The following is a 22,970-nucleotide window of genomic DNA, read 5'->3' as shown; positions in this document are numbered from 1 at the left end:
GTGGATACAGTGCCGGACAGCAGGTGTCCGGCGGCGACGGGAGGAACGGCGTGGACGACGAGACGGCGCCGCGGAACATCACAGGGCACCCACCGCCCGGCCGGCGCCTGGGGCAGACCGCCCCGGTGAACCGGCTCGGCCGCACCGGCGTGCACGTCAGCCCTCTCGGCTTCGGCGGGGCCGCCATCGGCAACCTCTACCGCGAGGTCGGCGACGAACAGGCCCACCAGGCGGTGAAGGCCGCCTGGCAGGCGGGCATCCGCTACTTCGACACCGCCCCCCACTACGGACTCGGCCTGTCCGAACGCCGCCTCGGCGCCGCCCTGCGGCAGTACCCGCGGGACGCGTACACGATCTCCACCAAGGTCGGCCGCCGGCTGGAGCCGGTGCCCGGCGCCACGGGCGACGACCTGGCTGACGGGTTCGCCGTCCCCGCCGACCGGCGCCGCGTGTGGGACTTCAGCGCCGACGGCGTACGCCGCACCCTGGAGGCGAGCCTGGAGCGGCTCGGCCTCGACCGCGTCGACGTCGTCTACCTCCACGACCCCGACGACCACGGCGAACAGGCCTTCCGCGAGGGCTATCCGGCGCTGGAGAGGCTGCGCTCCGAGGGCGTCGTGGGCGCCATCGGAGCCGGGATGAACCAGACCGCCATGCTGACCCGCTTCGTCATGGACACCGACGTCGACGTGGTCCTGTGCGCCGGCCGCTACACGCTGCTGGACCAGAGCGCCCTGGACGACCTGCTGCCGCTCGCCGTCGAGTGCCGCACGTCCGTCGTCGTGGGCGGCGCCTTCAACTCCGGCCTGCTGGCCGACCCGCGGCCCGGCGCGACCTACGACTACGCGCAGGCGCCACCGCCCCTGGTGGAACGGGCACTGCGCGTCAAGGCGCTCGCCGAACGCCACGGCATCACCGTGCGGGCCGCCGCCCTGGCCTTCAGCGCCGCCCACCCGGCCGTCGCGAGCGTCCTCGTCGGCGCCCGGTCCGCCGCCGAAGTCACGGACTGCGCCGAGCAGTTCGCGACGCCCGTGCCGACGGCGTTCTGGCAGGACCTGCTCGCCTCCGGTCTGCTCTCCGAGGAGGCATCGCCGTGAGACCCGCTCCGCACGCCCGGGTAGCGCCGCTGACCGACGTGATCCGGGTGGCCGGGGCGACCGCCCCGCCGACCACCGGCTGATCCTCGAGCGCACGGCGCTGCGGAGCTACGGCCTCTGAGAGCCGCTCGCCAGCCGCGTCGGCGGCAGGTACTCGCGGACATACGTCCGCTCCCAGCACGCGCCGGTCTCCCGCAGCTCCCGCCACGTCGTGTACCGGTACCGGAAGAGACGGGCCCGGACGAAGCGCGGCGGCCCGTCCGCCGGGAACGGCGAGCGGCGCAGCAGCCTCAGTGTGGCGCGGTCGTTCTCCAGGAGCCGCTCCACCAGCGTCCCGAACCACGACCCGGCGTACGACGGCGACAGCGCGGCGAACCACATCAGCCAGTCCAGCCGCAGATGGTAGGGGGCGAACGGGCGGGGCCAGCGCCGGGGATCACCGGGCTTGCCCTTGAACTCGTACTCCCGCCAGTCCGAGTCCTCGCGCGGTGCCGTGTCCGTGGTGCCCTCGATCACGACCTCGTACCGGACCCGGCTGACACTGCCGAAGGCACCGTACGTGTTGACCAGGTGCAGCGGGTCGAAGGACCGGTTCATGACTTGGCGGCGGGAGATCATGTTGGCGACCGGGCGGTGGCTGAGAGCGACCAGCAGGGCGACCACCGCGAGGACCGTGACCTCGTACCACAGCGGTGCGTCCGGCCGGTGGGGCGGATCGGCGGGGAACGCGACCGCCGACAGGGCCAGCACGATGGTGATCCAGTTCAGCCACGCGAAGTTGCCGGACAGCACCAGCCACAGCTGGGTGGCGATCATCAGGGCCGCCGCGGCCGTCGCGACCGGCTGCGGGGCGAAGAGGAGGAAGGGCACCACCAGCTGGGTGACGTGGTTGGCGGCCACCTCGACCCGGTGCAGCGGCTTCGGCAGATGGTGGAAGAACCAGCTCAGCGGCCCCGGCATCGGCTGCGTCTCGTGATGGTGGTCCAGACAGGTCAGCTTCCGCCAGCACGCGTCGCCCCGCATCTTGATCAGCCCGGCGCCGAACTCCACGCGGAACAGGATCCAGCGCAGCAGGAACAGCACCACGACCGGGGGTGCCACCTCGTCGTTGCCCAGCCAGACCGCCGCGAAGCCGACCTCCAGCAGAAGGGACTCCCAGCCGAAGGAGTACCAGGTCTGGCCGACGTTCACGATCGACAGATACAGCGCCCACGGCACCAGCCACAGCAGCAGCGCCGCCCACAGCGGCACCAGCGAGTCCACGCCGGCCAGCAGCGCCGCCGACACCGCGCACCCCGACCAGGCGCAGCCGGCGAAGAAGCGGTCCGAGTAGTGCAGTTGGAACAGGCTCGGCGCGGCCCGGAACGGCACCCGCGCCACGAACCGCGGCACGGGCAGCAGACCCCGCGACCCCATCAGGGCCCGGAACTGCAGGGCCGCCGTCAGGAACGCGACGAGATAGACACCCGCCAGGGCCCGCTGGAACACCAGCCGGCTCGTCTCGTACCCCGGTGCGACGAACCAGTCCACGGCCCTGCCCTCCTCTCCCCGGTGCCCGCGCCCGTCATGCTCTCGCCCTGCCATGGTCGCGCCCCGCGCACACCCGCCGCCCCGCCTGTCACTCCTTCGCGCGTCACACGGGCACCCGCCCGCCGCCCCGGTCGAATAATCGGGCAAATACTGGCAAGGTGGCCCCATGGTTGATCGGGGAGCGAGCGCCCTGTCACTCCCGGACGACTGGCCCACCCACCCGGAACCGATCCTGGCGCTCAACCGCATGGGCAGCTTCGACTGGGACCTGGACAGCGGGCTGTTCCACATGGACGCCCAGGCCCACGAGGTCTTCGACGTGCGCCCCGACGAGTACGACGGCCGCCCCGAGAGCCTGTCCGTGCGGGTCCCGCCGCCCGAGGCCTTCCGCCTGGATGGGCTGGTCTCCCAGGCACTGAAGGACGGCAGCGAGAACTACGGCGCCTACTTCCGCATCCGCACCCGCTCCGGCGAACTGCGCTGGACGCACACCCAGGGCTACATCCGGCGGGACGAGACCGGCCGGCCGCGCCGCATCATCGGCATCGTCCGCGACGCCACCGACGAACTCGCCGAGAGCGAGCAACGGCTCGAACAGGCCGCCGAGGACGAGGCGCGCCGGCAGCAGACCAACGTCGTGCAGCTCACCACGGCCGCCCTCGCCCACGCCCGCACCGTCCAGGACGTCATCGACATCCTCAAGGACGTCCAGGGCCTCACCCACCTCGGCGCCAAGAGCCTCGTCATGGGGCTCGTCGAGGCCGGCAGCCGTATCCGGCTCGTCGCCGAGGGCCCCGCCGGCAGCTTCGTCCCGGGCACCCTGGTGACCCGGATCGACGAGCAGTACCCGATGAGCGAGGTCGTCCGCACCCTCACCCCCCGCTTCATCGAGTCACCGGAGGAGTTCGCCGAGAGCTACCCGATCCTGTGGCCGCACATCACCGGCCTGCACATCACCGCCGCCGCCTACATGCCGCTGATCGCGCAGGCCCGCCCGATCGGCGCCATCGGCCTCCTCTACAGCGACCGGGGCGCGTTCTCCACCGAGGACCGCAACGTCCTCGTCGCCCTCGGCAGCAGCATCGCGCAGAGCCTCCAGCGGGCCATGCTCTACGAACAGGAGAAGGACCTCGCCACCGGCCTCCAGCAGGCCATGCTGCCGCGCACCATCCCGAGCGTGCCCGGCGCCGAGGTCGCCGTCCGCTACCGCGCCGCCGGAGCCGCTGGCACCCTCGGCCGGGACATCGGCGGCGACTGGTACGACCTGATCCCGCTGCCCGGCGGCCGGGTCGGCGCCGTCATCGGCGACGTCCAGGGCCACGACACCCACGCCGCCGCCGTCATGGGCCAGCTCCGCATCGTGCTGCGCGCCTACGCCGCCGAGGGCCACACCCCGGCCACCGTGATGGCCCGCGCCTCCGTCTTCCTGCACGAACTCGACACCGACCGCTTCGCCACCTGCCTCTACGCCGAGGCCGACCTGTCCACCGGGGTCGTCCAGGTCGTCCGCGCCGGGCACATCGAGCCCATGCTGCGCGCACCCGACGGCACCTGCCGCCGCGTCGCCGTCGAGGGCGGTCTGCCGCTCGGCCTGTCCGCCGAGTTCGGCAGCCTCGAGTACCCCGTCGGCACCCTGGAGCTCGACGCCGACCACACGCTCCTGCTCTGCACCGACGGGCTGGTCGAACTGCCGGGCGCCGACCTCGACGACGGCATGCGCACCCTCACCGGGCTCGTCAGCGCCGGGCCCCTGGACGTACGGGAGCTCGCCGACCGGCTCATCGACGTCGCCGAGGAGCGTGGCGGCGACGACGACGTGGCCCTGCTCCTGCTGCGCCGCCGCGTCCTCGACACCCCGCAGTCCGGCGGCCGTCTCCAGCAGCACGTCGCCCCCGGCGACCCGGAGGCGCTGACCGGCGCCCGGCACATGATCCGCGCCGCCGTGCGCGCCTGGAGCGCCGGTGACCGCGCCGACGAGATCGAACTGGTCGCCGACGAACTGATCACCAACGCCCTCATGCACACCGAGGGAGCCGCCGTGGTCACCCTGCGCGTCCTCGCCGGTCACGACCGCCGGCTGCGCGTCGAGGTGGAGGACTCCTCCAGCGCCCTGCCGCGGCGTCGCGAGGCGGGGGAGTCCGGGGTGTCCGGCCGGGGTCTGCTCCTGGTCGACCTGCTGACCGACGCGTGGGGCGTGGAGGCACGCGGCGGCGGCAAGGCCGTGTGGTGCGAGTTCGTGGTGCCGGAGCGGGACTGATGGCGTTGTCGGCGGCGGATGGCACTCTGGACGTATGCCGGAACTCCCCGAGGTGGAAGCGCTCAAGGACTTCCTCACCGAGCACCTGGTCGGCCATGAGATCGTCCGGGTGCTGCCCGTCGCCATCAGTGTCCTGAAGACGTACGACCCGCCCGTCGGCGCGCTGGAGGGGCACCGGGTCTCCGCCGTGCACCGCTACGGCAAGTTCCTCGACCTGGAGACGGAGGGCGGGCCCCGCCTCGTCACCCACCTGGCGCGGGCGGGCTGGCTGCACTGGAAGGACGAGCTGCCGAGCGGCCCGCCCCGCCCCGGCAAGGGCCCCCTCGCGCTGCGGGTGGCCCTGGAGACCGGCGCCGGGTTCGACCTGACGGAGGCCGGTACCCAGAAGCGGCTCGCGGTGTACGTCGTGTCGGACCCGCGGGAGGTGCCGGGCATCGGCCGCCTCGGCCCCGACCCGCTCGCCGACGACTTCGACGAGGCGCGCTTCGCCGCCCTGCTCGAGGGCGAACGCCGTCAGATCAAGGGCGCCCTGCGCGACCAGAGCCTGATCGCCGGCGTCGGCAACGCCTACAGCGACGAGATCCTGCACGCCGCGAAGATGTCGCCGTTCAAGCTGGCGGCGTCGCTGACCCCGGAGGAGGTCACCCGTCTGTACGAGGCGCTGCGGACCACGCTCACCGAGGCGGTCGAGCGCTCGCGCGGGATCGCGGCCGGGCGGCTGAAGGCCGAGAAGAAGAGCGGCCTGCGGGTGCACGGCCGCACGGGCGAGCCCTGCCCGGTGTGCGGCGACACGATCCGCGAGGTCTCCTTCAGCGACTCCTCGCTCCAGTACTGCCCGACCTGCCAGACGGGCGGCAAGCCGCTGGCGGACCGCCGACTGTCCCGGCTGCTGAAGTAGCCCCTCAGGTCAGGCCGCGCGTGGCCAGCCAGGCGATGAACACCAGGACGGCGAGGAACAGGGCCGGGATCGCCAGACAGCGCGTCAGCGTGGTCAGGGCCGTCGTGGAGGTGGCCGCCCCGCGTGTGTACCGCTCCGGACGGGCCCGCAGCTCATGACGGGCGACCGCGCCGAGGACGAGCGCGACGGCCGCGGTGACGACGGAGGCGACGAGTGAGGGCACCGTGCCCGTCCCGTCGACGAAGGAGCCGAGGCTCCGCGAGTCCCCGCTGCCGGCGTCGGCGAAGTCCCGCACGGCCGGCACCCCGGCCACGACGGCCGCCACGAACGTGGCCACGGAGGCCACGGCCGCCACCAGCGCGGCGCCGGCGACGACGGGCGCCCGACGGGAGCGCGCGGCCCCCTCACCGGACGCCCTGCCGGCCCGGGGCGCCGCCGCCGGCCGGCTGCCGCCCTGCACGACCCGCGTCTCGGCGTCGCGGCGATCCGCGCTCTCGGAGGGGGCGGGCCGTGTCCGCTCCGGGTGCCGTGGCGGGGTCCCCGGGGTCGCGGCGAGCCGTGTCTCGTCGGCGGAGCGGGGAGGGGTCTCGGGCGGGTGCCGTGGCGGGGCTTCCGGGGAGGCGGCGAGCCGGGTCTCGTCGGCCGAGCGGTCCCGGGTCCCGGCCCCCGCCGAGGCGACGCGCGCCGGGGTGGCACGCCCCTCGTCGTCCGGGTGCCGCCGTGCCTGTTGCGGGTCAGGGACCCCGTTCGCCCGCGTGTGCTCCTGCCGGTGGGCGCCCGTGTCGCCGGGAGGGGGCGCGAAGGCGGGGCGGGGAGACGTCCCCGTGCTCCGCGCGGCGGACCGCGCCTGCGGCTCCCTCTCGGCCTCCACATGGATCACCGCCTCGTCGGCCACCCCCTTCAGCAGGATGTCCGCGCTCAGCCGGCCCTCGGCCGCCGGGTCGAGCGTGACGTCCAGGCCGTCGGTCACCTCCGTGACCCGCAGCCAGGACTCCGTCGGCTGCGGCACGCACGCGCGGGCGAGCGGGAGGCCGCCGAGCGTCACCGTCCTGTGCGGCACCGGCGCGTCCCCGCGCAGCAGGCCGAAGTCGAGCCGGGACGTCGACGGCTGGAGCCGTGTCTCCCGCAGATGGGCGCGCGCGGTGTCCGCGATCTGGCGCATGTCGTTGTCGGCGACGTCCAGGAGGGCCTGCCGCGCGCCCTCGGCGACGGGCAGGGACTCGCTCGCCAGCCGGTAGCGCAGCTCCGCGACCGCTCCCATCCGGGTGAAGTGGTTCTTGCTGCGCAGTGCCGCCCGCCAGGACTCGGGGACGGGCTCGGCCGCGATCTCCACCCGGCGGTGGCGCCGGCTGTGCGCGAGGTGCAGGTCGCCCTGCATCTCCACGGTCTTGCCCGGCGTCTGATGGGGGTTCTGTCCCCGCACCCGGTCGTAGACGTAGTCGTACAGATCGTCCAGGGAGATCTCGCCGTCCGCGTCGAGGTCCGCCTCCCCGGTGTCGAGGCCCCGCACCACGGCACCGGTGAACACGGAGGGGCGCGGGGCGCGGTCCTCGGTGAGGTCGCCCCCCTCGACGGCGTACTCCATGGAGCTGGACGCGGTGATGACGGCCCAGCCGCGCCCGCCGGCCGGCTTGTCCGTGGCGAAGGAGTCGAGGACGTTCACGTCACCGGTGGCCCGCACCCCGGACGAACTGCGGGAGAAGGCCCCGCCGTAGCAGCAGTCCAGGAACAGCACGGTCCGGCCCGCCCGGCTGCGCGACATGCACCGGCGCACGAACTGCGCCGGCACCGCGGTCGCCTCCAGCAGCTGCGGCTCGGTGTCGCTGGCGGCGAAGTACAGCTCGCCGGACTCGCTCATGATGCCGTGGCAGGAGAAGTGCACCACGAGGGTGTCGTCGCGGCGCCGGTCGGAGAAGAAGTGCTCGATGCGCCGGCGCAGCACGTACGAGGGCTGGTTGCTGACGACGTCCACGTCGAAGTCGCCGATCCGGGGGTCGCTCAGCACCTCGGCGAGCGCGTCGGCGTCGTGCCCGGGCGCCTTGAGCTGCTTCAGCGCCCGGTCGTCGTACCGTTCGTTGGCGATGATCAGCGCGTGCCGGGTGTCCGTCATGGCCGGGCCTCCGTCGTGGCGGAGTGGCGCTCGACGAAGGCCCGCAGCGCCTCGGTCACCTGCTCGTCGGACGCCTCCGAGATCTCCAGGACGTCGTCGTCCATGACGAGCCGCAGCGCCGGGCGGCTGTCCTCGCGGGTGCGGCGGACCCGGCCGAACCAGTCCCGCAGGACGGTGACCACCTGGTTGAGCGCGGTGACGGAGGTGCCGAGCGTGACCAGCAGGGCGCCGAGCTGGGCGGGGTCCACGGCCCGCGCGCCGGGCGGTGCCGGTGCGCCGGGGACGGCCGTCACCCGGTCCACATCGAGCTGGAGGAGTTCCTGGCGCAGATAGCCGGTCAGCTCCGCCACCCGTTCGGGGTCGGCTTCCGCGTCGCTGAGGAGAATGCGCACGGTGCGTTCCACGGGATCAGCCCCTTCGCGGTGTTCCTGCGAACGGTGGCTCCACGTCCTTCTTCCAGTTTCCGCTGCTCACAGGGGTGGGGCAACTGCACGCACGGGCCCCCGGGCTGATGGAACTTCACGGTTCAACCGTGCCGTCCGTGTCATCCGGGCTTGATCGTCACCAGGTGCTCGCCGTCCGAGGTGCGCACCTCGTAGCGCGCGATCTCGTCGGTGTGCATCGCCGAGGCGCCCTTCATGGTGTTCTCGCGGGCGTCGTGGTGGGCGGCCGACCAGCTGGTCACCGTCTCCTCGGCGCCGTCCCGGCCGACGGCGATCAGATGGCAGGCGCGCGGTCCGGCGCCGTCCTTCACCTTGAGCTCGACCTGGGTGCCGTAGACCTCGTTCTCGGTCCTGACCTGCGCCCACACCCCCGAGCGCGCGTCTGTGGCCTCGACGACCTGGAGGGTGTGTTCCTCACCGGTCGTCATGAGCGCCACGCCGGGGCCGGCCAGGGCGATCACCACCGAGGCGGCCAGGGCGTACAGCGTGCGCCGGCGGCCGGCGCGGTGCCGAGCGGCGACCGCGTCGAGCAGCCGGTTCAGCAGCTGCGGGCCCGGCTGGGCCATGGGGTGCACGAAACGGGGCGTGGACCGCCGGTACAGCATCAACTGGCGGGTGACGGGCCCGAACTCGGTCACGTGTGCGCTGCACCGCGCGCACTCCATGAGGTGGTCCTCGAAGCGGAACGCCTCCGCCTCGCTGAGCACGCCGAGCGCGTACGCGGCGACGTCGCGATGCCTCTCCAGGGACCTCATGCCGAATCCTCGTGCCGTTGGGTGTGGGGTGTGTTACTCCGTGCGCCCATTGGTACGCACCGGACGGCCGAAACACTCAAGCCACCCACAGAATCGCAACCAAGGGATTCGGAGCGCTCGGCGCCGAGGATTGGTCCCGGGGGAGAAGTTCTCAGAAAAGATGGATGGCCAGGTGTCCGAGGGGCAGTCCGAGCTGCCACGCGGGCGTCCAGACCTTGGGTCCCTCGTCCTCGCCGGCCGACGTGCCACCCCCCGGCACCGCGTTCAGATCGGGAGCGAGCAGCTCCGTCTCCTGCAGCCAGCGCCAGGCCGCCTCGGCCAGCCGCAGATCGGGGGCCGGCCCGCCCGACGCGGCGGCCCGCGCCGCGAGGTCCGCCATCGTCTCGCGCACCCAGTGCTGCCACGGCTGGTCGTAGGCGGTCAGGGACAGCCAGGTCTCCAGCTGGGTGACGACCCGGATGCCGGACAGCTCGCCGTCGGTGTCGGACAGGAAGATGGTCAGCGCCAGCGCGTCCCGGCCCGCGCGGAACTCGAAGGACGTCGGTGGCATCAGATCACCGGTGCGCAGCAGCTCGTCGGCGATGTACTCGGCGTACAACCACGCCATGGGGACGGTGAGTTCACCGCCGCCTGTGCCGTCCGTGCTCTCCTGACCTGTGTGCAGCATCCCTTCCTGCCTTCCTCCGGTGGGTGCGTCGCCCCACCCCGGGGTCGTGGGCCGTTGCCCTATCCGGAACACGGATGGGAACAGCCGATTACTCAACCGGGGTGTTCAGCAAGGCGCTTTACGGAGGTTTGACTCGGCCGTCGGTTTCACCGCAGGTCGGGCGCGTATCCCGGAAGCACCCTGCGCAGGGCGCGGAGCGCGTAGTAGGCGCGCGACTTCACCGTACCGGGCGGAATCCCGAGGGTCCGGGCCGCTTCCGCCACACTCGCCCCCTGGAAGTACACCAGCACCAGGACGTCACGGTGCTCGCGAGTGAGAGTCTTCACAGCCTCGCGGACGTCGAGCGCCTCGGCGGCCCGCTCGGCGTGATCGGACATCACGCGGGCGTTCTCCAGGATCGCGTCCCCGACCTCGGCCGGCCGCGCCTGCCGGGCCCGCCGCGCGTCGATCGCGAGCCGCCGTGCGACGGTCATCAGCCAGGGGCGGACGGAGTCGAAGTCGTCGGCGCGCAGGGCCTCGGGATGCTGCCAGGCGCGCACCAGCGTCTCCTGCACCAGATCCTCGGCGCGCTGCCGGTCTCCGTCGCAGAGCCGGAGGAGGAGCGCGAAGAGGGGCCGGCCGTGCTCCCGCTGCAGTGCGGCGAGCTCGTGCTCGGCGGTCGTCCTGTTCGTGAGGGTGGTTCCGGCCGTCATGGCCGTATCGCAACGCAAGCCCGGACCGGGGGACAGGGCGCGCGCAACGGCCTGCGGCGGACGGTCGATCGCGTCGGTGAACGGTGCGGTGAACGGTCCCTTCCGCCTGCGGCGGGTGCGCGGACGGGCTAATCGGAGTGGCCGAATTGTTTGCGATGGTGTCCCGCTTCGTACCTATTTGATGCGTATATACGACCACAAGGGGTGAGCTGATGATCGCACGCAGTCGGCTTGTGGCCATCGCTGTCACAGCCGTCCTCGCCGCAGGCGCCGCCTGCCAGGCCCACAACCGCGAGGTCGCGGCCCGGCCGGGTCCGTCCTCCGGTCCCCGCGGCTTCACGCTCGTCGCCACCGGCGACGTGCTGCCGCACACGTCCGTCATCGACCGCGCGCGCTTCGACGCCGGGGGCAAGGGGTACGACTTCCGTCCGATGTTCGCCGGGGTCAAACCCGTTGTCTCCGCCGCCGACCTGGCGCTGTGTCACATGGAGACCGTGTACGGCGAGAACGGCGAGTACACCGGTTACCCCCTGTTCAAGTCGCCGCCCGAGGTCGCCCGGGGTCTCGCGGCCACCGGCTACGACGGCTGCTCGACGGCCTCCAACCACAGCCTCGACGACGGGGCCGCCGGCATCCTGCGCACCCTGAACGCCCTCGACCGGGCGAAGGTGAAGCACGCGGGCACCGCGCGGGCCGAGGGCGAGTCGCGCACCGCGACCGTGCTGCGGGCGGGCCCGGCCACGGTGGCGCACCTGGCGTACACCTACGGCGTCAACGACCTCCCGCTGCCCGCCGGTCAGCCCTGGGCGGTCAACCTGATCGACCAGGAGAAGATCGTGGCGGACGCCCGCGCCGCCCGGAAGGCAGGCGCCGACGTCGTGGTGGTGTCCCTGCACTGGGGCACCGAGTGGCAGGACGCGCCGGACGACGAGCAGTTGACCCTGGCCCGCGACCTCACCGCCTCACGCAGTGGCGACCGCCCCGACATCGACCTGATCCTCGGCACCCACGCCCATGTCCCGCAGGCCTACGAGAAGGTCAACGGCACCTGGGTGGTCTACGGCATGGGCGACCAGATCGCCGGCGCGATGTACAACGACCAGGGCGTGCAGGACCCGCGTGGCAACGAGTCCACCCTCGGCCGCTTCACCTTCGCCCCGCCCGGGAAGAAGGGCGGACGCTGGGAGGTGACCAGGGCGGAGTTCCTGCCGCAGGTCTTCGACGTCGACGCCGGCCGGGTGGTCGATCTCAACCGGGCCATCGCCGACGGCGCGGACCTGAAGGGCGTGCGCGACCGCATCCGGGACGTCGTCCTGAGCCGGGGCGGGGCCGAGGACGGTCTGCGGATGGCCGAATAGTGGCGGTCAGCCGCCGTCGGCGCGCTCCATCAGCCGCAGCAGCTCGCCGAGCACCCGCACGCACGCCGTCACGTCGGCGTCGGTCAGATCGCCGCCGGTCCCGCGCAGCGCGCGGTGCTCGCGCGCGAGCACGGCCGTGATCGCCCGCCGTCCGGCGCCCGTGAGCCGGATCAGGGAGGACCGCCGGTGGGCCGGGTTCGGGACGCTCTCCACCAGTCCCCGCTCCGCGGCCTCGTTCACCGTGCGCTGCACGAACTGACGGCTCACCGCCAGGGCGCGGCCCATCGATGGCACGGTCAGCGGCCCGCGCCGGTGGAGCAGGTCCAGGACCGCCCGGACCGTGACGGACAGGCCCTGGGCGGCCGCGCCCCGCTCGACGCTGTGCTGCGTGAGCCGGTACAGCGGGCCCACCAGGTCGAAGACCTCGGTCAGCCGGTGGGCCAGCTCGTCGGGGGGAAGGGGCTCGGCGGTGTCGTTCACCCCGCCATCATGACACCTCGGTTGTCAAAACGGCGACGGGATGACACCTTGGTTGTCATGACAGCTGCTGCGGAACCCAGCTCCTTCGCCTCGGCCGACGGCGACCTCGCCTACCTCGACACCGGCTCCGGCGACCCCGTGGTCCTCGTCCACCCCGGTTACGTGGACCACCGCGCCTTCGCCGACCAGATACCGGCGCTCGCCGCCCACCACCGGGTGATCGCCCCCGACGTACGCGGCCACGGCCTCTCCGCCAACGCCACGAAGCCCTTCCGCTGGGCCGACGACCTCGCCGCCCTGCTGCGCCACCTCGACGCCGGCCCCGCCGTCCTCGTCGGCGTCTCCATGGGCGGCGTCATCGCCACCGACACCGCCCTGGAACACCCGGAACTGGTCCGCGCGGTGGTCACCTGCGGCGCCGCCACGGGCGACTTCACCTACACCGACCCGTGGACCAAGGGCATCCAGGCCGAGTACGCGCGCACCCTCGGCGCCGGCGACATCGAGGGCTGGCTGCGGGCCTTCCTGCGGGTGATCCCCGGCGAACACCGCGACCCCGACGACGTCGACCCGCAGATCGCCCGGCGCCTGCGCGAGATGGCCCTCCACACCATCTCCAAGCACACCCCGGACGAGAAGGACTGGCTCGTGCCGGTGACCGGCTCCTGGGCCCGGCTGCCGAAGCTCGACGTCCCGCTCCTGGCCCTCAACGGCTCCCTGGAACCCGCCGACATGCTCGACGCCGCCGAACGGCTCGCACGGGCCGTCCCGCAGGGCCGCACCGCCACCATCGACGGCGTGGGCCACTACCTGAACATGGAGAAGCCGGACGACTTCAACGCGATCGTGCTCGACTTCCTGCGCACCCTCTGACCGCGGCCCGGCACGGCGGCTACGGCACCACGGTCACCGGCCAGCGCCCGGCCTTGACCAGCCGTACCGCCACCGACCCGACGATCCGGTGCCCGGCCTGCTCCGACGCGCCCACCACCACCGCGTCCGCCTTCAGCTCGTCGGCCGCCTTCACCAGGCCGCCGTAGGGGTCGCCGCGGAAGGTGTGGAACTCCCAGCGCAGATCGAATATCCCCTTCACCCGCTCGGTCGCCTCCCGCACATAGGCGATCAGCTCCTCGGCGATCTCGTCCGTCGTCTCCCCGACCGGCGCGCCGAGCGCGACCCCCGCCGTCACCACCGGCTGCACGTACACCAGGGCGAGCAGCGCCCCCTGCCGGCGCGCCAGCCCGGCGGCGTAGGCCGTCGCGCGCAGCGACGACTCCGAGCCGTCCACGCCGACCACGATGACCTTGGGCCCGTCGGTACCCCGCTCGAACCGCTGCGCGTCCTGTTCCGTCACGGCACGGAGGTTATCGGAAGTACCTGCTCCGGCCGCCGGGCAGGCCGCTCGACGGGCGGGACGGCCACCGCCTCAGGGGTCGTCCGCCGCCGCTGACCGGGGGAGGTGGGTGTCCCGGACTCGGCCGCCCGGGTGCTTCGATGCCGCCGTCCCGGTGCCGCACTGGTGCGCCGGTCACCGGCCGGGCGACCCATGAGTCATGACGAAGGATCAGCTGCCCCCGCGTCTGCTCACCCGCCGCCGTCTGCTGTTCGCGGGAGCCGCCGCCGTCTCGGCCGCCGGCACCGCCGGAGTCCTCGCCGCGGTCACGGGCGGCGACGAGCCGGTCCGGGCCCCCGCCCCGGCCGCGGGCCCACCGGCGCGCGCCGCCCAGAAGCCGAACTCCTACCGCCTGCAGCCCCTGACCGGATACGGCCCGCCCCGGGCGGCCCCCCACCGGGCCCTGGTGCGGCACGCGCCGCTGCTGCGGATGCCGGCCCGCGGCCGCACCATGCTGCTGACCTTCGACGACGGCCCCGACCCCCGCTACACCCCGCGGGTCCTGGACACCCTGCGCGCCTACGACGTGCGCGCCACGTTCTTCGTGTGCGGCGAGATGGCCGACTACAACAAGGACCTCGTGGCCCGCATGGCCGACGAGGGCCACGTCGTCGGCAACCACACCTGGTCGCACCCGCTGCTGACCCGGCTCAGCCGCCGCCGGATGCGCGAGGAGATGGAACGCACCAGTGATGTCGTGGAGGACGCCTGCGGCGAGCGCCCCGCCTGGTTCCGCGCCCCCTACGGCGCCTGGAACCGGACCGCCTTCCAGCTCGGCGCCGACCTGGGCATGGAGCCCCTGGCGTGGACCGTGGACACCCTCGACTGGACCACGCCGGGCACCCGGAGGATCGTCCACGCGGTCCGGGACGGCGCCGCCCCCGGTGTCGTGGTGCTCTCGCACGACGCCGGGGGCGACCGTTCGCAGAGCGTCGCGGCCCTGCGGACCTATCTGCCGGAGCTGCTGGACGCCGGGTACCACCTGACCGTCCCCGACCCGCGGCTCGTCTGACGCCGCCGGCCCGCCGGCCGGCCGGGGCCCCTCAGCGGACCTCGACCAGGCCGGCGAAGACGACCACGTTCCCGTCGTAGCCGCTCTGCTTGGAGAAGCCGCCGCCGCAGGTGATGACCCGCAGCTCGGCGGTGCCCTTCGAGGCGTACACCCGGTCGCCGGGGAAGTCGTTCTTCTCGAACACCTCGATGCCGTAGATCTGGAAGACGGCCGTCTTGCCGTCCTCGCGGGCGATCTCGATCCGCTTGCCCTTCTCCAGCGACCCCAGCCCGTAGAACACGGCCGGCCCCTGCGTGTTGTCGACATGGCCGACGACGACGGCCGTGCCCTTCTCGCCCGGCGTCACCGAACCGGTGAACCAGCCCGCGAGGTTCGGGTCCTCCGGCGGCGGCGCGGCGACCCAGCCGTCCGCGTCCAGCCCCACGGGGATGATCGGCGCGTCCACCTGGATCCCGGGGATCCGCACCCGGTTCGGCATGGCGTACGGCAGGGGCCGTACGGAGTCGGCGAGCCGGCCGGGCAGACGGCTGTCGGCCGCCGCCGCCGACGCCGGCTGGGGCGGGCCGACGTCGAACTCGCCGGACCCGTTGCGGATGAGCGCGAGACCGGTCAGCAGCACCAGCGCTATCACGCCCCAGGGAGCGCGCGTCCTGCGCCGCTCCTCCGCTTGCTCCAGCTCGGACCCAGACATTCGGTTACCCCTCTCGACCCGGCCGTCGCCGTGTCTTTCGCGCATAACGGCACGCTAAGTCCCCCGCGGTCGGGCGGCGACGGGGCAGAGACGAACGGGTGGCGCGGCGATTTTCGGTGCGCCATACGAGGTGCGGTCCCCCGAGAAATTCTGACGGTACGTGACCTGCGGTGATCGTTCTCCCGGGGCGATCGCCCGGCGTGTCCCCTCACCAGGACGGACCAGCGCCGAAATGCGGCCCCGGGCACGGCATCTGAGGGTCTTTCTGGGAGGCGCTTTCTCGCCGATCGGACCGGGGACGGGACCCGGGGCGTCTTCCGCGGAGGATCACATGCGTACCACACGTACCCTGGCGGCCGCTGCCACCGCGGTTGCCGCTCTCGGCGTCGCCGCCCCGGCGGCCGTCGCGCGGGACGGCATGCCCGGCCCCAGCAACATCGTGGCGCTGCCCAGCGTCATCGCCCGCGGCGGGCAGCTCACCATCACCGTCGACGGCTGCCACTCGGGCGGCACCGCGACCTCGGACGCGTTCCGGCCCACGACGCTGTCGCCGACCGGTGGCAGCACCGCCCGGGGCACCGCGACCGTCGACCACAAGGCCCGTCCGGGCGCGCACAGCATCACCGTCAACTGCGGCGGGCGGACCCTGACGAACCCCGCCGCCTTCACCGTCGTCGGCGGTGTCCGCGGCGGCCTCGGCGGCAGCTCGTCGACGGGGGCGACGCCGACCGACATGGCCATCGGCGGCGGCCTGATCGCCGCGGCGCTCGCGGGCGGCGGCGTGTTCTGGATGCGCCGCCGGGCGGAGAGGACGATCTGACCGGCCGCCCCTTCGACCGCCGCACGCACGTCCACGGACCTTCGCCCCGGCCCCCTTTCGTGGGGGCCGGGGCGAAGGTCCGTGCGGGGGAGGGCTGCGTCAGGCGTCGCTCTCGTCGGTGCGCCGCCGGGAGAGGTGGTACGCGGTGCCGATCGCGCCGGTGACGAGGGCGGCGCCCAGCCCGATCTCCTCGAGGTCGAATCCGGCGAACGTCCCGCCCGCGCCGGCCTTGACGCCCTTGTCCGTCACGGGCCGGTGCCACGGCTCGGGCCGGCCCCCGGCGATCCGGAGGTCGGCGCTCTGCCAGAACGTGCCGCAGTAGAACGACACCTCGTACACCGCGCCCCGCTTCGCGTCCCGGTCGACGGTGACCCGTGCCGTGGTCCGCCACCGGGGGATCACGACCGTGTCGAAGACCCCGGACGAGACGGTCACGCTCTGCTCGCAGCCGTTGGCGTGCAGCCTCACCTGTCCGCCGGGCTCCACCGTGCCGGGCACCACCCTGGCCCAGAATCCCGAGTCGTCGCCGCTCGCGTGGGCGGCCGGCGCGGCCGCGGCGAGGGCGCCGAAGCCCAGTAGCGCGGCCGACGCGACACGTATCGCTCGCATGCTGTTCCTCCCGGTCCCCGAGGAGCGGCGGCGGACCTTCTTCCGCCTGCGCCGGACACGCACCTCGATGTCCGGAACGCTAGGAACGGGCGCACACCTGCGCGATCGCTGTCGTACGAATGGGGCAACCGTGTGGGCCGCCCAGGGGAACGCGTTGCTGCGGCCGGGCGACGCGGCCCGCGTGGCGGCGTGCGTCCCCCGGCGCGGCGGCGGGGTGAGGGCGCGTCAGTGCTTGGCGCTCGGGAACAGGTCGAGGAACGGCTGCGCCGCGTCGGCTGCCCCGTGGTTGTAGGGAGAGTCGAAGTCCCAGATCAGGAAGAGCAGGAACGCGATCAGCGCGGAGAACAGCCCGGCGAGGACCAGCTCACGGGGAGTGCGCCGGATCTGCAGGGCGAACACCATGCCGATGGTGATCACCGCCCCGGCCAGCAGCCCGAACCACACCACGCCCGGCATGGTGGCGCCGGTGGAGTCGCCGCGGGCGATGCGCGCCTGGTCGGCCGCGGTCACCTGGTCGACGAGCGGCTGGTACGCCTGGGCCTCGAAGTCCGTCCTCGGCTCGTAGTCGGTGACGTCCTCCCGCAGGCGCTGGAACAGCGCGGTGCCGCGGTCGGTGAGTTCGCCGTCGTCCGCCATGGCCTTCCACTCGGTGGTGACGACGTGTCCGACATAGGCGTTGACATCCTCCCGAATGCGGTCGCGGACCTCGGGCGGATAGACGCGGACGCGCTCGGTGATCTCGTGCAGCGCCACGGCCTCCGCCTGGACGTGGTCCTGGGCGGCGCTGCGGCCCTCCCAGACGCCCGCGATGGCCAGGCCCAGGACGATGGCGTACACCACGCCGATCCACATCGTCATGTACTCGATGACGTCCGGGGTCTCGGAGGGGTCCTCGTCCTCGGGGGCGGTCCTGTGCCGCACAAGGGTGATGATCACCACCACACCGCAGGCGGCCAGCATCGCGAGGGTGAGAACAAGCCATTCCGGCAAGGGGATCCTCCAGGGGGTCAGCGGGGGCGCAGGGCGGCGACCGCGGCGATGGCGGGGGCCGCGATCAGCAGGACGAAGGTCAGGGGTGACGGGGCGCTGTGCGCCGCCTGCCGCTGCGGGGTGGCGCGGTGCGGCGGGTAGTGGACGCGGGTCGGCCTGGGTTCGGGCGCGGGCGGCGGCGGTTTCGGCCGGGGCTTCGGCGGGGGTGCCGGGACCGGGGCGGCCTTGGGCGCCGGCGGCGGCGCGGGGGCCGGCGGGGGCGGGGGCGGTGTGGGCCGGGGTGCCGGGGGCTTGGGCTCTGGTTCGGGCGTGGGCTTCGGCGTGGGCGTGGGCTTCGGCGTGGGGGTCGGCGGGGGCGGGGGCGGTGGCGGCGGTTCGGGTGTCGGTGTCGGCGTCGGGGTGGGCGTCGGGGTCGGCGGGGGACAGTGCGGCGGGGTGGGCCAGGTGAGGCTCCCGGCGACCGCCACGGCCTGGACCCCGCCGGGTCCCGTGTCCGCGTAGGCGCAGGCGTCGGCCACCGCGGCCCCGGCCGGTGCCGTCACCAGCAGCCAGGTCAGCACCGCCACGGCCAACAGCCGTGCAGTGAGGGTGGATTGTGTGGGTTCGGGTCCGTGCACGACGAAGATCTTGATTCCCTGCCGATCGCCACACGCCGAGGATCGGGTGGATTGCCCCGAACGGGGGACGGGCCGCGGCACGCGTGTGACCAGACGTACGGGTGGGACGAGAGGGGTCTCACAGGTTCCCGAAAGAATTTCGGCCGCCCGTTGAACACGCAGGGGGTCTCCCTGCGTACTCCTCGTCGTGCGGCGGCGCAGCAGGGCGCTGCGACACCCGTGTGATTCTGGGGAGTTGACGATGAAGACCTCGTGGCGGAGCGCCTCGCTCGCGGTGAGCGCCGTGGCGCTGCTGGCGCTGACGACGGCATGCGGGCAGGAGACGACCCCGCCGGCGAGCAGCCAGAACGTGGGAGCCACGGCAGCCACGGGCGGCGGCTACGGATCCGCGGGCACCGGTCTGGGCGGTGCCGACGCCGGCGCGCCGGGCGAGGAGGGCATCGGCGCGCAGACGTCCACCGCCGGTGAGCTGTCCGTCTCCACCAACGCGGAGCTCGGCAAGGTGCTGACCGACAGCGGCGGTCTGACGCTCTACCGCTTCGACAAGGACACCGCCGAGCCGGCCAAGTCCAACTGCGACGGCGAGTGCGCCAAGAAGTGGCCGCCGGTCCCCGCCGACGACGCCGAGGCCGGCGCCGGCATCGACAAGGCCCTGCTCGGCTCGGTCGCCCGGTCCGACGGCACCAAGCAGCTCACCGTCGCGGGCTGGCCGGCGTACCGCTTCGCCAAGGACATCAACGCCGGTGACGTCAACGGCCAGGGAGTCGGCGGCACCTGGTACGCGCTCGCCCCCGACGGCAAGAAGGCGCAGGGCGGTGCCGGCGCGCAGACCAGCGACCTGCCGGGCCTGTCCACCCGCAAGGACCCCAAGCTCGGCGAGATCGTCATCGACGGCAACGGGCACACGGTGTACCGCTTCATGAAGGACTCGCCCTGGCCGATGAAGACGGCCTGCACCGGCGAGTGCCTGAAGAAGTGGCCGGTCATCAAGCCCGTGGACGCCAAGGACACCAAGGGCATCGACCTCAAGGGATCCGGCCCCCGCGGCCAGGGCTACGTGGTCTTCGACCGGCCCGACGGGATCAGGCAGCAGACCATCGACTGCGTGCCGATCTACACCTTCGCCGGGGACAAGAAGCCCGGTGACACCAACGGTCAGGGCGTGGGCGGCACCTGGTTCGCCATCCGCCCCGACGGCAAGCCGGTCGGCGCGTCGGAGTAGTGAGGATCAGACCTCCCCAGGGTCGATCCACGCGCACGGCCCCGGTCCGCCCCCTGAACCCACCGCTCAGGGGGCGGACCCGTGTGCTGTCACGGGCCTTTGCGCGTTCTCCCGGATTCCTCCGCTTCGCGGCCCTGTGGAATGCTTCGGCGGTTTTCCCGGGAAGTGCGGGGGTTCCGGCGCGGCACGTGCCACCGGCAGTGACCGGGAACGGATGGTCAATTTCCGTTTCCGCTCGCTCCATTGGCGGGCGATCAGTAGCCTCAGCTCGAACACCGGATCGCCTACGCGTTGGAGAGTCAGATGGAGCGTCCCGCCTGGGCCCCACGGAACATCGACATCTCGGTCCCCAGCGTCTCGCGCATCTACGACTACTACCTGGGCGGTTCGTACAACTTCGAGGTCGACCGGGAAGCGGCCCGCAAGGCCATGGAGTTCATGCCGGGCCTGCCCAAGATCATGCAGGCCAACCGGGCGTTCATGCGGCGCGCGGTGCGCTTCGCCGCCGGTGAGGGCGTCACCCAGTTCCTCGACATCGGCTCCGGCATCCCGACGTTCGGCAGCGTCCACGAGGTGGCCCGCGCGGCCGACCCCCGGGCCCGTGTGGTGTACGTCGACCACGACCCGGTGGCCGTCGCCCACAGCGAGGCCGTCCTCGCCGGTGACGAGGGCACGGGCGTCGTCGCCGCGGACCTGCGCAAGCCCCAGGAGATCCTGACCAGTTCCGAGGTCGAGCGCCTCATCGACCTGAACCGGCCGGTCGCCGTGCTCCTCGTTGCCATACTGCACTTCGTGGAGGACGAGGACGACCCGTACGGAGCGGTGGCCGAACTGCGCGACGCGCTCCCGCCCGGCAGCATGCTGGTGCTCACGCACGCCTCGTACGAGGGCATCCCGCTGTCCGAGGAGAGGGCCAAGGGCGCGGTGGACGTGTACGAGGACATCCGCAACCCGCTGATCATGCGTTCGCGCGAAGGGATCGCGCGGTTCTTCGAGGGGTACGACATGGTGGAACCCGGACTGGTGCCGATGCCGCTCTGGCGCCCGGACACCGCACCGGAGGACGACGACCGATGGGCCTTCTCCGGGTTCGCCGGCGTGGGGCGTACGGCGTGAGCGGGGGTCTCGACGAGCCGGAGGACAGACTGCGCCGGTTCGCGACGATCTGGAGCCGGGCCGTCTTCCCGGTGACCGCGACGTCGTCGACCCGGCCGGAGTTCGAGGCGCAACTGCTGCCGCTCGCCCGGCGGTTGAGCGACGCCCTCAAGGCACGGGCGTTCGACGCCGACGAGGGCAAGGCGGTCGGCGCGGCCCTGGTCGGCGTCCACTGCACCGACCCGGAGGCGCTCAGCCGCTCACTGGACTGCGTCGACGCCTACCTGGTGCTCTACTGCGGCGGCGACGGCGACCAGGAGGACCTGCGGGCCCGCTCGGCACGGCTCCAGCACGCCATGGCCGCCGGGTACGCCCAGGCGCTGCGCGCCCGCACCCTCGCCGAGCAGGAGGCGATCTCCGCGGCCGCGCTCACGGCCCAGGGCGTGGTCGCCCAGGCCCTGCACGCCACCGAGGCACGGTTCCGCGCGGTCTTCGAGGGCGCGGCCATAGGCATCGGCATCGCCGACCTGGACGGCAACATCCTCCAGGTGAACGGCGCCCTGCTGCGGATGTTCGGCGTCTCCGGGCAGACCATGCAGACCCGCAACGTCCTGGACTGGACCCACCCCGAGGACGCCCCCCAGACCTGGAAGCTCTACGAGGAGCTGGTCCGCGGCGAGCGCGAGCACTACCACCTCGAGAAGGCGTTCTACCGCCCCGACGGGACCGTCCTGTGGACCAACCTCACGGTGTCCCTGCTGCGGGACGCCGACGGGGCCCCGCAGTACCAGCTGGCCCTGATGGAGGACACCACCGAGCGCCGGCTGCTCAATCTGCGGCTGCGCTACGAGGCCACCCACGACGCGCTGACCGGCCTGCCCAACCGCACCTTCTTCTTCGAGCGGCTGGAGAAGGCGCTGGCCGCCGGCGAGGGGCAGCGCTTCGGCCTGTGCTACCTCGACCTGGACGGCTTCAAGACCGTCAACGACAGCCTCGGCCACGCGGCCGGCGACCGGCTGCTCGTCGAGGTCGCCGACCGGCTCCAGTCCTGCGCCACCCGGCCCGGCGAGATGGTCGCCCGGCTCGGCGGCGACGAGTTCGTGGCCCTCACCACCGGCCCCGACACCGAGCGAGAGGTCGACGAGCTCGCCTCCCGCATCATGAACGCGCTGCTCGCGCCGATCAGCGTCGACGGCCGGGAGCTGACCGTGCGCGGCAGCATCGGCGTCGTGGAGGGGCCGGCCGGGGAGCGCAGCGCGGCGGAGGTGCTGCGCAGCGCCGACATCACCATGTACCGGGCCAAGTCGGCGGGCGGCAACCGCTTCGAGCTGGCCGACCCGGAGGCCGACGCCCGCGCCATCACCCGGCACGGCCTGACCACGGCACTGCCGACCGCCCTGGACCGGGGCGAGTTCTTCATCGAGTACCAGCCGCTGGTCCACCTCGGCGACGGCAGTGTGCGCGGCGCGGAGGCCCTGGTGCGCTGGCTGCACCCGCAGCACGGCATCCTCGGCCCGGACCGGTTCATCCCGCTCGCCGAGCACACGGGCCTCATCGTGCCGCTCGGGCGGTGGGTGCTGGAGCAGTCGGTCCGTCAAGCGCGCGCCTGGCGGGAGCGGTACGACGACGGCGGCCCGCTCCGCATCAACGTCAACCTCTCGCCCTGCCAGCTCACCCACCCCGGGCTGGTCCAGGACACCGTCGACATCCTGGAACGCGCGGGCGTGCAACCCGACGCGCTCTGCCTGGAGGTGACCGAGTCGGCCCTCATCGGCGCCGACGACGCCCTGCTCAAGCCGCTGCGCCGGCTGGCCGAGATGGGCGTCGACATCGCCCTGGACGACTTCGGCACCGGCTACTCCAACCTCGCCAATCTGCGCCGGCTGCCGGTGAGCGTCCTCAAGCTGGACCGGTCGTTCACCCAGAGCATGCAGCGGTTCCCCGCCGACCCCGTCGACCTCAAGATCGTCGAGGGGATCGTCTCCCTGGCGCACAGCCTGGACCTGGCGGTGACCGTGGAGGGCGTGGAGACCGGCGCCCAGGCCGAGCAGCTGCGGATACTGGGCTGTGACACCGCGCAGGGCTGGTACTACGCCCGCCCGGGCCCGCCGGACCGGCTGCACGAACTGGCGCTGGTCGACGCGACGGGGTGAGCGGCGCCGGGCCGTGGGGTGCCCGGCGGCCCGGCCCCGCGCGGTCGGATAGCGTGACGAGGAAGACGGCGGCGCCGCGTC

Annotated in this window: 22 protein-coding genes; 10 read left to right on the top strand and 12 right to left on the bottom strand. The window is 73.0% G+C overall.

Features of this window, described 5'->3' with window-relative positions; genetic code table 11:
* Window positions 1–125 precede the first annotated feature (125 nt).
* Entirely contained in the window at window positions 126–1,097 is a 972-nt protein-coding gene (locus tag ACFV46_RS29910; RefSeq protein ID WP_385500538.1) for an aldo/keto reductase, read from the top strand.
* Window positions 1,098–1,205: 108 nt separating this feature from the next.
* Here ACFV46_RS29910 and ACFV46_RS29905 read toward each other — a convergent pair whose 3' ends face one another.
* The gene (locus tag ACFV46_RS29905) at window positions 1,206–2,627 is read right to left on the bottom strand and encodes a lipase maturation factor family protein (RefSeq protein WP_385500527.1); all 1,422 of its coding nucleotides are present in this window, start codon (window positions 2,625–2,627) and stop codon (window positions 1,206–1,208) included.
* Between the two features lie 166 nt (window positions 2,628–2,793).
* Here ACFV46_RS29905 and ACFV46_RS29900 point away from each other — a divergent pair, with 166 nt between their 5' ends.
* Both ACFV46_RS29900 and ACFV46_RS29895 read left to right on the top strand, forming a co-directional pair.
* A complete protein-coding gene (locus ACFV46_RS29900) occupies window positions 2,794–4,884 on the top strand; it encodes a SpoIIE family protein phosphatase (protein WP_361936627.1) in 2,091 nt (696 codons plus the stop codon).
* 34 nt (window positions 4,885–4,918) lie between these two features.
* Window positions 4,919–5,782, top strand: a complete 864-nt coding sequence (locus ACFV46_RS29895) for an Fpg/Nei family DNA glycosylase (protein ID WP_376727831.1) — start codon at window positions 4,919–4,921, stop codon at window positions 5,780–5,782.
* A 4-nt stretch (window positions 5,783–5,786) separates the two neighbouring features.
* Here the strand turns inward: ACFV46_RS29895 and ACFV46_RS29890 are convergent, their stop codons facing one another.
* The 5 genes from ACFV46_RS29890 to ACFV46_RS29870 form a co-directional block, all read right to left on the bottom strand.
* Window positions 5,787–7,892 (bottom strand): caspase family protein, encoded by a 2,106-nt coding sequence (locus ACFV46_RS29890; protein WP_385500526.1) that lies wholly within the window; start codon window positions 7,890–7,892, stop codon window positions 5,787–5,789.
* Window positions 7,889–8,296 carry a hypothetical protein gene (locus tag ACFV46_RS29885; RefSeq protein WP_361936622.1) on the bottom strand — a complete coding sequence of 136 codons (408 nt, stop codon included), beginning with the start codon at window positions 8,294–8,296 and terminating at the stop codon, window positions 7,889–7,891. The genes ACFV46_RS29890 and ACFV46_RS29885 overlap by 4 nt, the downstream gene beginning before the upstream one ends.
* 140 nt (window positions 8,297–8,436) lie before the next feature.
* On the bottom strand, window positions 8,437–9,090 hold the full coding sequence (locus tag ACFV46_RS29880; RefSeq protein WP_385500523.1) for a zf-HC2 domain-containing protein: 654 nt from the start codon (window positions 9,088–9,090) through the stop codon (window positions 8,437–8,439).
* Window positions 9,091–9,241: 151 nt separating this feature from the next.
* The gene (locus tag ACFV46_RS29875) at window positions 9,242–9,757 is read right to left on the bottom strand and encodes a hypothetical protein (protein WP_361936618.1); all 516 of its coding nucleotides are present in this window, start codon (window positions 9,755–9,757) and stop codon (window positions 9,242–9,244) included.
* Between the two features lie 146 nt (window positions 9,758–9,903).
* A complete protein-coding gene (locus ACFV46_RS29870) occupies window positions 9,904–10,449 on the bottom strand; it encodes a sigma-70 family RNA polymerase sigma factor (protein ID WP_361936616.1) in 546 nt (181 codons plus the stop codon).
* Window positions 10,450–10,661: 212 nt separating this feature from the next.
* On the opposite strand from ACFV46_RS29870, the gene ACFV46_RS29865 reads away from it, so the two are divergent.
* The gene (locus tag ACFV46_RS29865) at window positions 10,662–11,807 is read left to right on the top strand and encodes a CapA family protein (protein WP_361936614.1); all 1,146 of its coding nucleotides are present in this window, start codon (window positions 10,662–10,664) and stop codon (window positions 11,805–11,807) included.
* A gap of 6 nt (window positions 11,808–11,813) precedes the next feature.
* Here ACFV46_RS29865 and ACFV46_RS29860 read toward each other — a convergent pair whose 3' ends face one another.
* Window positions 11,814–12,287 (bottom strand): MarR family winged helix-turn-helix transcriptional regulator, encoded by a 474-nt coding sequence (locus ACFV46_RS29860; RefSeq protein ID WP_385500522.1) that lies wholly within the window; start codon window positions 12,285–12,287, stop codon window positions 11,814–11,816.
* A gap of 57 nt (window positions 12,288–12,344) precedes the next feature.
* Here ACFV46_RS29860 and ACFV46_RS29855 point away from each other — a divergent pair, with 57 nt between their 5' ends.
* A complete protein-coding gene (locus ACFV46_RS29855) occupies window positions 12,345–13,160 on the top strand; it encodes an alpha/beta fold hydrolase (RefSeq protein ID WP_385500520.1) in 816 nt (271 codons plus the stop codon).
* 19 nt (window positions 13,161–13,179) lie between these two features.
* Here the strand turns inward: ACFV46_RS29855 and ACFV46_RS29850 are convergent, their stop codons facing one another.
* On the bottom strand, window positions 13,180–13,641 hold the full coding sequence (locus ACFV46_RS29850; protein ID WP_361936608.1) for a universal stress protein: 462 nt from the start codon (window positions 13,639–13,641) through the stop codon (window positions 13,180–13,182).
* A 199-nt stretch (window positions 13,642–13,840) separates the two neighbouring features.
* Between ACFV46_RS29850 and ACFV46_RS29845 the strand changes: the two genes are divergently transcribed.
* On the top strand, window positions 13,841–14,692 hold the full coding sequence (locus ACFV46_RS29845) for a polysaccharide deacetylase family protein (RefSeq protein ID WP_376727825.1): 852 nt from the start codon (window positions 13,841–13,843) through the stop codon (window positions 14,690–14,692).
* Between the two features lie 31 nt (window positions 14,693–14,723).
* On the opposite strand, the gene ACFV46_RS29840 is transcribed toward ACFV46_RS29845, so the two are convergent.
* On the bottom strand, window positions 14,724–15,383 hold the full coding sequence (locus ACFV46_RS29840) for a class F sortase (protein ID WP_385500518.1): 660 nt from the start codon (window positions 15,381–15,383) through the stop codon (window positions 14,724–14,726).
* Window positions 15,384–15,714: 331 nt separating this feature from the next.
* Between ACFV46_RS29840 and ACFV46_RS29835 the strand changes: the two genes are divergently transcribed.
* Entirely contained in the window at window positions 15,715–16,203 is a 489-nt protein-coding gene (locus tag ACFV46_RS29835) for a hypothetical protein (protein WP_361936602.1), read from the top strand.
* Between the two features lie 99 nt (window positions 16,204–16,302).
* Here the strand turns inward: ACFV46_RS29835 and ACFV46_RS29830 are convergent, their stop codons facing one another.
* The 3 genes from ACFV46_RS29830 to ACFV46_RS29820 form a co-directional block, all read right to left on the bottom strand.
* Window positions 16,303–16,812 carry a hypothetical protein gene (locus ACFV46_RS29830; protein ID WP_361936600.1) on the bottom strand — a complete coding sequence of 170 codons (510 nt, stop codon included), beginning with the start codon at window positions 16,810–16,812 and terminating at the stop codon, window positions 16,303–16,305.
* Window positions 16,813–17,037: 225 nt separating this feature from the next.
* Window positions 17,038–17,802 (bottom strand): hypothetical protein, encoded by a 765-nt coding sequence (locus ACFV46_RS29825; RefSeq protein ID WP_361936598.1) that lies wholly within the window; start codon window positions 17,800–17,802, stop codon window positions 17,038–17,040.
* 17 nt (window positions 17,803–17,819) lie between these two features.
* The gene (locus ACFV46_RS29820) at window positions 17,820–18,419 is read right to left on the bottom strand and encodes a hypothetical protein (protein ID WP_385500515.1); all 600 of its coding nucleotides are present in this window, start codon (window positions 18,417–18,419) and stop codon (window positions 17,820–17,822) included.
* 241 nt (window positions 18,420–18,660) lie between these two features.
* On the opposite strand from ACFV46_RS29820, the gene ACFV46_RS29815 reads away from it, so the two are divergent.
* The 3 genes from ACFV46_RS29815 (at window position 18,661) to ACFV46_RS29805 (ending at window position 22,889) form a co-directional block, all read left to right on the top strand.
* Complete coding sequence (locus tag ACFV46_RS29815; protein ID WP_385500514.1) at window positions 18,661–19,641, top strand: SCO0930 family lipoprotein; 981 nt, start codon at window positions 18,661–18,663, stop codon at window positions 19,639–19,641.
* A gap of 303 nt (window positions 19,642–19,944) precedes the next feature.
* Window positions 19,945–20,757: an SAM-dependent methyltransferase gene (locus ACFV46_RS29810; protein WP_361935266.1), complete on the top strand. Its 813-nt coding sequence runs from the start codon at window positions 19,945–19,947 to the stop codon at window positions 20,755–20,757.
* Window positions 20,715–22,889 carry an EAL domain-containing protein gene (locus ACFV46_RS29805; protein WP_361935269.1) on the top strand — a complete coding sequence of 725 codons (2,175 nt, stop codon included), beginning with the start codon at window positions 20,715–20,717 and terminating at the stop codon, window positions 22,887–22,889. The genes ACFV46_RS29810 and ACFV46_RS29805 overlap by 43 nt, the downstream gene beginning before the upstream one ends.
* Window positions 22,890–22,970 lie beyond the last annotated feature (81 nt).

It is taken from the genome of Streptomyces sp. NPDC059852 (genome assembly GCF_042731455.1).
Classification (GTDB): Bacteria; Actinomycetota; Actinomycetes; order Streptomycetales; family Streptomycetaceae; genus Streptomyces.
This window is presented reverse-complemented; position numbering and strand designations above follow the sequence as displayed.